Here is an 11,620-nt window from a genome sequence, read left to right as displayed (position 1 = left end):
GTTACTATCCTTCAAGACCCAGCAGCGCCCTGGCGAAATCGTCTGCCGAAAAGGGGCGCAGGTCGTCCGCGCCCTCGCCGACGCCGATGGCGTGAACCGGCAGCTTGGTCTTCTCCGCCAGCGCGACCAGCATGCCGCCCTTGGCCGAACCGTCGAGCTTAGTGACGATCAGGCCGGTGACATTCGCCATTTCCCGGAAAGTCCCGGCCTGCGCCAGCGCGTTCTGCCCCGTCGTCGCATCCAGCACCAGCAGCACCGCATGCGGCGCGTCCGGATCAAGCTTTTTGATCACGCGAATGACTTTCGCCAGCTCTTCCATCAGGCCGGTCTTGTTATGCAAGCGCCCCGCCGTGTCGATCAGCAGCAGATCGCTGCCTTCCGCCCGCGCCCGCTCGCAGGCGGTATAGGCCAGACTCGCGGCGTCGCTGCCCTCCGGCATGGTGACGACCGGACTATTGGTGCGCTCGCCCCAGATTTTCAGCTGGCCGACAGCAGCGGCGCGGAACGTATCACCGGCGGCCATCATGACCTTCAGCCCCTGCCCCGCATAATGCTGCGCCAACTTGCCGATGGTGGTGGTCTTGCCCGCGCCGTTGACGCCGATGACCAGCGCCACAAACGGCTTGCGGGTTCTGTCGATGGCAAGCGGCACGGCATAGGGCCGCAGAATTTCCGCGATCTGCGCCGCGAGCGCCTCGCGCACTTCCTGGTCGCCGACTTCCTTGCCGAAGCGCGTCTTGCCGAAATCCGCAGCGAGCCGCGCCGCGAGCTGCGGCCCAAGATCGGCGGCGATCAGCAATTCCTCAAGCTCCAGCAGCGCCGCGTCGTCCAGCTTGCGCTTGGTGAAGATGCCGGTGATGCCGTCCGACAGTTTGCCGGTGGATTGGCGCAGCCCGGACTTGAGACGGCCGAACCACCCCTCGCCCTGAGGGGCAGCTTTTTTTCCGAAGATATTCATGGAGAGCACAACCGGGTGAAGAATAGAACTGGCGGCAGGATTTTAGCCCGGCTTGGCCTGAAGCAAAATGCCTTTGATGGTGTTGTTGCTCTGCTGGAAAACATGGACAACATCCCAACCGGCCTGCCGCGCTTCATCAGTGACTCGACCTTCCGAGCATTTGACAGAAATGCCTCCCAGATAAGCTTGATCGGCCATAATTCTCTGAGGCTCATCCCGAGAAAGCCTTCCATTCAAAATGATCGCCTGGTTTACTTCCGTACGGTAAACATGGCCGACAGCGGAGAATTCCTCATTCCACGTGGCGCGATAGAACATCCTAGCCGGGTCGAACGTTCTGCCATTTTGCGGATTATTCGCAAGTTTGGCGGCCATATGCCAGACATTCTGCGTAAAATCCTCAACGAGCTGTCCGCGATAGGTTTCCACCGCGCGCCGGGGGTCTTTTTCGGTATCGACGGTAAACAGCATATAGCCGTCATGATCGACGCGCTCCTTCATATAGCCCAGCAATGTCTTCAAAGAAATACGCCCCTCCCTGTGGGGCGCTCCAATAATTGTCGATTTTGCTGGTCCATCCGTCGAAGTCGACAAAGGAAACTGGCCGGCCGTGATTCCATACATGACGATGAGGCTGCGGCCCCAATTATTCTTGCGGTTCGTGCGGTCTATGAATCTTCCCTGCTGAGCGAAATCGGCGGCTACCGGACCCGGCCGAACATGGCGTGGAAAATAGCTGCATACCGCGCTGGTGGCATGAAGGGCGATAGGCTGATGCATATCGACAGCCACGTAAGACATGCGATCTTTTTCGGGTATATCTAAAGCTAAATCTTTTTTCAAAAGCGCGCGCAATGTCGGCATGGTTTTCTGGCTTAGCGAATCCAGCAGACCCGGACCCGCGTCGATAAAGCAGCCTACATCTTCAACATAATTCGCAAGGTGCGGAGCAATCGTTTCCGTAATAAGCAGTTTTTCATTCTGCGATATTTTATACGTACTGGAAGCGCCAAGGGCAGCGAGCTTCTCCCATAGGGCGGAGCCGTCCGCCTCTCCTTCCGAAGAATTCGAAGGTGTGATGTAAGCATAGTCGATGACGTTAAGAGCACGCCTGGTTGCAAGCAATTCCTCGCACGCGCTCAAAAAATTCATCTCTACGGATGTCGGCTTCCATTTCATCAATTTCATCTCTCATGGAAATTAAATTACGATAATAGTTCGATGACGAAGTTCCCCGAAAATAAAATCAAGTTTTCCATCGGGCGGTTAGTAAAATACTCTTTCAAACTTCACTTTATACTTCTTAAAGAAGCATCCCGGCTCTGAGAAGGATTATCTCCAGCCATTTAAAATCTCAACCCAAGATAGTTTCGGTATAATAACGACACTTATTTGACATGCATAGCAGCATACTGGATAGTGACCTGCCTTATGAAAACTTTTCGTTTTATTAGAAGCCTCTGTAATCCATGCAAACTTGCTATATAAATCAACCACATGGCCAAATTCCAAAAAATAATGAGCTCACCCTCCGCTCCCGACCATGAGGCTTGGCCCGCGAGCCAGGGCCCGCTCGCAGCTTTGATCAGGGAGTATGATTGGGCCAATACCAGCCTCGGCCCCATCGACGGCTGGTCTGACACGATGAAATCAGCCATCGATCTGGCCTTATGCTCGCCCGTCCCCATCTCCACCCTATGGGGGCCGGAAAGCCTTAGAATTTACAATGACGCGTATGCGGCGTTCGCGGGAGAACGGCATCCTCGGCTGCTCGGCTCGCCGGTGCATGAGGGCTGGGAAGAAGTCGCCGATTTCAATACCAGCGTCGTGAACGCCGTCATGAGCGGACGCACGCTGACCTATCGCGATCAGCATCTCACGCTGTCGCGTCATGGAGTTCCGGAAGACGCGTGGCTCGATCTTTATTACAGCCCCATTCCCGACAAGCACGGCAAGCCGGAAGGCGTGCTCACCATCCTCGTGGAAACCACGCAGCGCATGCTCGCCAACCGGCAGCAGAAAGCGAGCGAAAAGCTGCTGGAGCGAGCGGTGGTCGAGGCGCATGAGGCCAATATGGCCAAGACGGAATTCCTGGCCAATATGAGCCATGAGATCCGCACGCCGATGAACGCCATCATCGGCCTGTCGCACATCCTGGCTACGAGTCCCCCCCTCACCCAGCGGCAGAAGGATTGCGTCAGCACCTTGCAATCGAGCGCGGATGCCCTGCTTGCGCTTATCAACGATCTTTTGGACATATCGAAGATAGAGGCGCGGGCGCTCGAAATCGAGAAAGTCCCCTTCGATCTGCTGCTCATCGTCCGGGAAGTCATCAACATGATGGACGTCCTGGCGAGGCAGAAGGGCCTGTATCTGACCATGAATGCGGATGGGATAGAGGGCAAAATTTTCCAGGGAGACCCCGCCCGCCTTCGGCAGATCCTGATCAACTTGTGCAGCAACGCGATTAAATTCACCCATACCGGCGGCGTGAATATATCCTTACAGGGCTTGCCCGGCGCTGCCGAGAATTCGCAGAAACTGCGCATCGCCATTCTCGACACCGGCATCGGCATTCCTGCCGACCAGGCGAAAAAGATTTTCGACAAATTCGTGCAGGCCGACAGTTCCATCAACCGCAAATATGGCGGCACCGGGCTTGGGCTGGCCATCACGCGCGCGCTGGTCACGGCCATGGGCGGCGCGATCAGCGTCACCAGCAAAGTCGGCGAAGGAACGACCTTTCTCCTGGACATGGAATTCCCCCTGGTCGAGCATCTGACCCCCAAGAGGATCATGTCCGACCAACAACAGGAAGCCGCTCTCGCGGCCCGGCGCTCGAAAGAACGCATACTCGTCGTGGACGACCAGATGTCGAATATTCTGGTGACCTGTTCGCTTCTCGATGAATTCGGCTATTCCTACGATGTCGCCCGGAACGGCAGGGAAGCGTTCGAGCGGATACAGGCCACCCGCTATGCCGCCATCGTCATGGATGTGCAGATGCATGGCATGAACGGCCTGGAAGCGACGCAGATGATCAGACAGCACGAAACGGCCAACGACATTAAGCGTCATCATATTATCGGCATGACCGCCTACGCTTTCGCGGGAGATCGCGAACGCTGTTTCTCTGCCGGCATGGACGATTATATCTCCAAACCTTTCAGTCCGCATGAATTGAAGGGCAAGCTTGCCGCTATCGGACTAAAGTCTTGATCTGCGGCTTGCGCCCCGCCATGCGGTCGGGACGGCGCGGCGCTTCTTCTTTGCCGTTGTCGTGTCCTCCGTTCCCGCTTTCATTCTTCTTGCCATTGCCGTTCTTTGCCAGCGATACCGCCGCCGCGCCATAGGCTTCCTGCGGCGACAGCCCCGCGATCGCGGCGATATGCAGAGCCGTCATCGGCAAATAGGGTTTCGCCATCATGTCTTTCTTGGCCGAGAAAAACGCCGACAGGATGGCGCCCGCGCTATTCAGATTTTTGGAATAGCCATGAGCGACCATTGCGTCGGTAAGATCTTTCTGCGTACGAATGCCCTTATTCGCCAGACGAATGGTAAGTTCGGCGGCAGCCTTTTTGAAGAAAGGAATATCGGTCAGGGGCTTGGTTCTACCAACTTTTGGCCCAGGCGCGGATTCATTCTTAGGCTTAGGCTGAGATTGAGGCTGGGGCTTATTTTTGAGAGGCGGCGTCTTGGGCGGCAAAGCTGCCGGTCGTTTCGCGATATAAGACGCGTAGGCGATTTCCGGCGCAATCCCGGCCATGGCCGCAATATTGGAAGCGGCATTATAAAAAGAGAGCGCTACGCTTCGCTTTTTGACAGGACCGGTTCTGTACAATGCGCAAATAATGGGCGCGGCGCTATCGATATCCTTATACACCCCTCGGCTAATCGCGGCTTTGGAAAGCTCGGATTGCGTCCGGATGCCCTGCCGTTCAAGTCCCTCGAGAAGCGCGGGGGCTTCTTTGAAGAAAGCCATATCGGCGAGCCGGCGCGAAGAACGTCTTGTCCTGTGCCGCTTGGCCGCCTCTTTCTCCATCCGCCGCGCCGTTCTGGCTTCTTGGCGTGCAGCCTTCTCTTGCGCCTTGGCCGCCTCGCGCTCCGCCTTGATCTTCGCCTTCGCCTCTGCGCGAGCGGCTTTGACCAGCATGAGAGCTTCTGCCTGCGCCGTCCTATCTTTCTCCTTGGCTTCCTTCCGCAGTTCATTTTCCTGCGCCTTGGCCGTTTCGCGCCCTGCCTTGATCTTCGCCTGCGCCTCTTTGCGCGCCGCCTTCTCCCGCGCTGCAATTTCTGCCCGCGCCGCCCTGGTTTCCTCGCGCGCCATCTGCTTTTGCGCCTTGGCCGCTTCGTGCTCCGCCTTGATCTTCGCCTTCGCCTCTGCGCGAGCGGCTTGAGCGAGCGCCTTAGCGGCCTCGTGCTCCGCCCTGGCCCCGGCTTTGGCTTTTTCTTTCTCCGCCGATGCTTCGCGCTCGGCCCTCTTTCTCTCATGAGAGGACAAGATTTCGGCAGGTTGCGTGATGCGCGAACTGTCTAATGTCCGGGAGGCCACGAGGGCTTCCATTTCCCGGGGCGTGGCTTTCCATAGTTTCTGCGGAATTCCCGAAGGGCTGGCAGGAGACGGCGGCGGCGCGTCGTTTTTAGCGGCAGGCATGGAGACGCGGGAAACTCCCGCGATATCCTCGATCATCGCCAATATCGCCGCCGGATAGGCCGCCGGCCGCGTTTGCAGCTTCATCAATTCTTGCGTGCAGATGCGCACGGCGTTAATGGCGGTGTCGTGCTTGATTCCCTTCGGAGAAAACTTCTCGGCCAGAGCGTATTCCGTATGGATGCCACGCTGCTGCAGGGCAGCGAGAAGGTCGGGTCTTTTCTGGGCCAGGAAGACGTTATCGCTTAAGGAAGGCGAACTGGCCGCGGAGACGCGGATGGTTTCCTTTTTCTCCTTCTTTATTTTCTCTTTCTTTATTCTTTCCTTCTTTATTTTTTCCTTCTTTACCGGCGCGATCTCGCCTCCTTCGAAGGCCGCGATCTGCCGCGCGTAGGCGACTTCCGGAGTGATGTCGGCAATGCCCGCGACATGACAGGCAATGAGCGTGGGGGACGACAAAGTCCGGCTAATAACATGTCCCGCCAGCAATCCATCAAGGAGGGGCCGGACCGTTTCGACATTTGGATAAAGCTCGCTTTCGACCAGGATGCTGATGAGATCGGCCTTGGTGCTGGCCGTGTTCTTCTGAAGCCCCTCAAGAAGTTCCGGAGCGTTGGCGAAAAACGGAATTTCACGCAGCGGCTGGCTCCTGCCGTCCTCCGCGCCCGTCGCTTTCTCGGACATAGACGGCTTCTCCTTTTGCTTTCCGGTCTCAGGACTCTGTTTCGCCTTGGCTGCATCATGCGCGGCGATTTGCGACGCATAGGCGACCTCGAGCGAAATTCCGGCAATGGCGGCAATATGCGCGGCGGCAGGACTTACGGGAGAATTCCGCCCGTCTATTATTCCTGTTTTAAGAGTCGAATCGATGCAGATTAAAGCGCTTCGGGCGTTTTTATAAAAACCCGCGGCGGTCAGAGCCCCAGTAAGCTTGGAGCGGGTATCGATCCCTTTTTCCTGCAACGCGGCGAGAAGTTCGAGGTTTCCGGCGAAGAACTTGGTCTCGGCCAGTAGGTGAGATGGGCGCTCTTTAGCGCCAATGATCGTCGGCTGGTTGCCCTTGATGGCCTTGAATGCGGCGATTTGCCGCGCATAGGCGGCTTCGACAGGCATTCCGGCAATCTCGGCAACGCGCGCCGCAACGACACTGACATGCGCGCGCGCGGCCTTATTTTTTCTGCGGAGAGGCCCATTTTCGTACAAACCGCGAAGAGCGGCACTAGCGTCGTAAATCGTCCCCTGTGGCGTCATGCCACCGAGGATTCTGGCGAGTTGAGAATCCATTTCGATGCCGCGCTCCGTGAGCGCGTTGCAAAGCTCGGGGTTCTCGCTGAAAAAGGGCATGGCCTGCAGCGGACGGTCTTGATGCCGGGTCTTATGCGCGCGCCGAGGATTATTATTGGTCAATTTTATAATTCTGGTTTCATAGGCCGCGATTTGTTTCGCGTAAGCCGTTTCCACCGGAATTCCCGCAATCTCGGCGATATGCGCGGCGATAAGATTTACGGGAGACGTCCTCGTACTGACAATCTCATCTTGCAGCATTCTATGAATATTGACGGCGGCGCTCTTTGCGTTTTTATAAAATCCGGCAGCAACCATGGTTTCAACAAGTTTAGGCCGGGTATCAATCCCCTTCGCCTTCAGCGCGGCGAGAAGTTCCTGTTTGTCTCTGAAGAAAACTGCGCTCTGGAGGGGGGCGCTATGCCCCTGCCGCCCGCGTTTTTGCGCGGTGCCGGAAGAATTTCTGGCCTCCTTGCGCGCGGCCTTCTCTCGGACTTTGGCCTCTTTACGGGCCGCCTCGGCTTGCGCTCTGGCCTCGGCGCGCGCCGCTTGGGTTTGCGCGCGCATGGCTATGGCCTGCTCGAAATCATCGGCCGACGGCACGAAAGCGCCGGGATCGGCAGGTTTCGAGACATGCATGCGGAAGGGCTTCGGCGCGTTGCCGGTTTTATTCTTCCCCGGCGCGGCCTCCGGCAAAGCGATGGGTTCCGGCTCATCCTTCAAACGGGCAAGAACGGTGTTCGGATCAATGCCAGCAATTGTAATGATTGCCGATGCCGTCGATGTTAATCGCGATTTTTTCGCTTGGTAAATTCGGCCCGCCGCAAATCGCTCTATCGAGGCATGCGCGGCCGGCAATGAGATATTTTGATGCCCCGTGAGTTTTTCGGCCAATGCGTGAGACGTAAGAATGCCCTGCCGCGCAAGGCCATCCAGAACTTCCGGCACTTTCTCGGTAAAGAAAGGAAGCGTATTGAGATCGACATCGGCGGCGATTTCTTTTTGCCGTCCTACGGCTTTATTGTCTTGAGCCTGTTTAAACGCTGCGATTTGCCGCGCATAGGCGGCTTCGACGGGCATTTCGGCAATGGCGGCGACGTGCCGGGCGACGGCAAAAAGCGAACCAGTGTGTTGATTGAGAACCTTCCCATTAGACATGGTATAAATCGCCCCATGGGCGATCATAATGTCTTTAATAAACCCACTTTTGAGCAATGCATTGGCAAGCTTAGGCTTAGTATCGATTTCTTTCTTTGCAAGCGCCTCAAGAAGCTCTGGCACCTCGTTGGCGAAAAACGGCGTGTCCTGCAAGATTTTCGTGGACTCGCGGGTTTTTGTTATGGATTCACTGGGCCTGGTTTCCTCATAATCCTTCAACCCAAGGGCTTTTGCCTGCTCCCTCAATTTTCTGAGGGCTTTGGCCTCGATCTGACGAATTCGCTCGCGGGTAAGGTCAAATTTGTCGCCGACCTCCTGCAAAGTCATTTCGTCGTCATCGTCCGGGCCCATCCCAAATCGCATGCGAAGCACGCGCTCTTCCTTCGAGGTAAGTGAAATAAGCGCCGCCGCAAGGCGTTCTTTCAGTTCGGTACTGATAACATGTTGCGAAGGTGTGGGGGTGGTTTGATCCACGACCGAATCGCCTAAGCGCTTATCTTGATCTGTTCCCGTCGGCGTTTCGAGACTGATGGGATCCTTGGCGAGGTTAAGAACCGTCTCGATCTTTTTAAGCGACGCTCCGGTTTTCATCGCCAGTTCTTCCGGAGTCGCTTCGCGACCGAATTCTTCCCGCAACTGTGAGGCGGCACGGTTAACCTGGCGCGCCGATTCAAACAGATGAACGGGCGTGCGTATCATATGCCCCTGCTCGATATCCGCACGACCCATATTTTGGCGCAGCCACCATGTGGCATAGGTGCTGAATTTAGTGCCGAGCCGGTGATCGAACTTCCCGGCGGCCTTCATCAAGCCCATATTACCTTCTTGAACCAGATCCTCCAGCTCCAGGCGGCTCCTTCCGACGCGCTTGAGAGCCCATGAAACAACCAGGCGCATATTGGCCTCGACCAGTTCTTCTTGCGCCTTGCGCAGATCGCGCGCTCCCTCCTGCGCCTCGCCGATGGCATGCTGCACATGAAGCGGCTCTCCGGCTTTCGTCTCGGCAAGCCGCATGACGAGGTTCCCGAGCCATAAATCCGGCGGCCTTGCGTCATTCACCAAATCGACGATTTCGGATTTTCTTTCCTGGAATTTTTTTTCTTCCGTTTCATCCGGAAATTTTCCGCCGGCTCCGGCTTCGAGACGCCGATTCAAATCCCGGGCATGATGGCCCATCAATTCGGCAATGCGGCGGAATACGCCAATATCGATATTCTCCGGCTGCCCATTATTTTGCATGGGCCTTTCGGCATCCGCCTCGCCTTCATTGGCGGGATCGGCGCTTTTCTCATCCATGCCGTCTTGCACAAAAACCGCGGAGGGGGATTGGCCCGCGGCGGCATCATAGGCCGCCCGGATCGTTTCAAAAGGGGAAGGAATTTCCAGCAGCGCGACGACGATTTTCTTGCGCCCATTCTCCATGCGCTCGCCCAGCCTGAACTCTTCCGCGCGGGACAGAATTTCGACGTCCGGCGCTATGCGGGCGGAAAAACGTCGGGGACTGTAAAACGATCGTCCAGCCATATATCTAACGCTTTAATTAATGGAAATATCACGATCGAAGTCTGGCAGCGGAACAATATAAGGTCAACGGACTTGTCGAGTTGACGTATATCCAATTGAGAAATCAAAAGAACATCATTATTAAGTTGCATTATCCGAGATAATCATTATACATTCCCGTCAAGTCTAGATGTAACTCTGCGCTTCTGCTTTGTGCTGTTAACCAGCATTCGTATCCAGGCGTCACTGCCTTGATACCGTATAAAGTGGCTTCCAGCCGTTTTTCCCTGCGTTTGTCAAAGAGTTTAATTGGGACTGGTCCGAAAGGCCCAGCCCCATCGCTATGCTCATAGCCCTGCCAGGTGGCAGGGAAATCAACGACAAACACAAGGACTAAAAACATGGCTACCGGTAAAGTAAAGTGGTTCAACGCCACCAAGGGTTTCGGCTTCATTCAACCCGACGCGGGCGGTTCGGACGTATTCGTTCATATCAGCGCCGTTGAAGCCGCGGGACTGCGCGACCTTAAAGAAGGCCAGGCAGTCAGCTACGAGCTGACCAGCAGCAAGGGCAAGACATCAGCGGGCGACTTGAAGCTCGTCGACGCTGCCTAAAAGCCGCTTAAGACATACATATAACTATAACTATCGCGGACAAGTAGGCAGGCCGCTTGGCGACTCGCGGCCCTTACGGGCTGAAGTTGCCGGGCGTGGCCTGCCGATCTTGAACGGCGATAGCACAACTTAACCTTTTTGTATCTGGCCGGTCATATGCACCCGCTAGAGCGGAGACATGACATGACAGATTTTACGACTTTTGGCCTTCCGGCTAAATTGCTGCAGGCCCTCGCCCGCATGCAGTTCACGACTCCGACCCCGATTCAGGCGCAGGCGATCCCGCTCGTGCTTGCGGGGCGCGACATTCTCGGTTCGGCGGAAACCGGCACCGGCAAGACCGGCGCGTTCGGCATTCCCGTGATGGCCAAACTCATGGAAAACCCGCAAGCTTTCGTGCTGGTTCTGACCCCGACGCGCGAACTGGCGACGCAAGTCCGCGCTACCTTGCAGCAATTGATCCCGATTCAGGAGATCAAGACCGCGCTGCTGATCGGCGGCGAATCCCTGCCCAAGCAATTCCAGCAATTGACGCAGCGGCCGCAAATCGTCGTCGGTACGCCGGGACGGGTCAACGACCATTTGCAGCGCGGCACGCTCAAGCTCAACAATACGAAATTCCTCATCCTGGACGAAACCGACCGCATGCTCGACATGGGCTTCGGCGTGCAGATCGACAGGATCGTGCAGAACCTGCCCAAGGATCGGCAGACGCTCATGTTCTCGGCGACCATGCCCGCGGATATCGTGCGGCTTTCCGCCAAATATCTGCGCGATCCGGAACGCATCGCCATCGGCTCGACGATCAAGCCCACGGCCCGCATCAAGCAGGAGATGATCCAGACCACCGTCATCGAAAAGCACCAGCGGCTGTTGCAGGAACTCGACCAGCGTTCCGGCTCGATCATCGTTTTCGTCAAGACCAAGCATGGCAGCAAGCGCCTCGCCGAAAAGCTGAACAGCGCCGATTACAAGGCCGACGCGATTCACGGCAATCTGCAGCAGAACAAGCGCGACAAGGTAATCCAGAATTTCCGCGACAAGAAATACCGCATTCTCGTGGCTACCGACGTGGCGGCGCGCGGACTCGACATTCCGCATATCGAGCATGTCATCAATTACGATCTTCCCCAATGCCCGGAAGATTACATTCACCGCATCGGGCGGACGGGACGCGCCGGAGCCGAAGGTTCCGCGATCAATCTCGTGACGCCGGACGATCAAGCGAAATGGGCGGCGATTCATAACCTGATGAATCCCCACAAGACGATCCCGGTTCCGCGCAAACCAGGCAGCAAGCCTAATGGCGGACAGAACCGGCATAAGCGCGGACGCTCCTTCGGCGGCAAAAGCCGGGGCGGCAGGCCGGAAGGCAGCGGCGGACGTCAGTTCGCGGCGGCGGGTCGGTAGGATCGTTTCCGCGTTCTAGAAGAGGCGCGCGGCTAGCCGGCC

Annotated in this window: 6 protein-coding genes; 3 read left to right on the top strand and 3 right to left on the bottom strand. The window is 56.7% G+C overall.

The annotated features are described in order from the left end of the window. Nucleotides 1–4 precede the first annotated feature (4 nt). Nucleotides 5–958 (bottom strand): signal recognition particle-docking protein FtsY, encoded by a 954-nt coding sequence (gene ftsY, locus WDO70_11610; protein ID MEJ0063808.1) that lies wholly within the window; start codon nt 956–958, stop codon nt 5–7. A gap of 42 nt (nt 959–1,000) precedes the next feature. Next, entirely contained in the window at nt 1,001–2,137 is a 1,137-nt protein-coding gene (locus tag WDO70_11605; GenBank protein ID MEJ0063807.1) for an L-histidine N(alpha)-methyltransferase, read from the bottom strand. Between the two features lie 339 nt (nt 2,138–2,476). On the opposite strand from WDO70_11605, the gene WDO70_11600 reads away from it, so the two are divergent. Then, on the top strand, nt 2,477–4,177 hold the full coding sequence (locus WDO70_11600; protein ID MEJ0063806.1) for an ATP-binding protein: 1,701 nt from the start codon (nt 2,477–2,479) through the stop codon (nt 4,175–4,177). On the opposite strand, the gene WDO70_11595 is transcribed toward WDO70_11600, so the two are convergent. Further along, on the bottom strand, nt 4,158–9,575 hold the full coding sequence (locus WDO70_11595) for a sigma-70 family RNA polymerase sigma factor (GenBank protein MEJ0063805.1): 5,418 nt from the start codon (nt 9,573–9,575) through the stop codon (nt 4,158–4,160). The genes WDO70_11600 and WDO70_11595 overlap by 20 nt on opposite strands. A gap of 380 nt (nt 9,576–9,955) precedes the next feature. Between WDO70_11595 and WDO70_11590 the strand changes: the two genes are divergently transcribed. Both WDO70_11590 and WDO70_11585 read left to right on the top strand, forming a co-directional pair. Then, a complete protein-coding gene (locus WDO70_11590; protein ID MEJ0063804.1) occupies nt 9,956–10,168 on the top strand; it encodes a cold-shock protein in 213 nt (70 codons plus the stop codon). 183 nt (nt 10,169–10,351) lie between these two features. After that, entirely contained in the window at nt 10,352–11,578 is a 1,227-nt protein-coding gene (locus WDO70_11585; GenBank protein ID MEJ0063803.1) for a DEAD/DEAH box helicase, read from the top strand. Nucleotides 11,579–11,620: the final 42 nt, after the last annotated feature.

This window comes from Alphaproteobacteria bacterium, assembly GCA_037200005.1.
GTDB lineage: Bacteria > Pseudomonadota > Alphaproteobacteria > UBA9219 > RFNS01 > JBBCGY01.
The sequence above is the reverse complement of the archived record's forward strand: the minus strand, read 5'-3'. Positions and strand labels throughout refer to the sequence as shown.

Excerpts from the sequence above, each read along its gene's own strand:
- ftsY (MEJ0063808.1), bottom strand. The coding sequence starts at position 958 with ATGAATATCTTCGGAAAAAAAGCTGCCCCTCAGGGCGAGGGGTGGTTC.
- WDO70_11605 (MEJ0063807.1), bottom strand. The coding sequence starts at position 2,137 with ATGAAATGGAAGCCGACATCCGTAGAGATGAATTTTTTGAGCGCGTGC.
- WDO70_11600 (MEJ0063806.1), top strand. The coding sequence starts at position 2,477 with ATGAGCTCACCCTCCGCTCCCGACCATGAGGCTTGGCCCGCGAGCCAG.
- WDO70_11595 (MEJ0063805.1), bottom strand. The coding sequence starts at position 9,575 with ATGGCTGGACGATCGTTTTACAGTCCCCGACGTTTTTCCGCCCGCATA.
- WDO70_11590 (MEJ0063804.1), top strand. The coding sequence starts at position 9,956 with ATGGCTACCGGTAAAGTAAAGTGGTTCAACGCCACCAAGGGTTTCGGC.
- WDO70_11585 (MEJ0063803.1), top strand. The coding sequence starts at position 10,352 with ATGACAGATTTTACGACTTTTGGCCTTCCGGCTAAATTGCTGCAGGCC.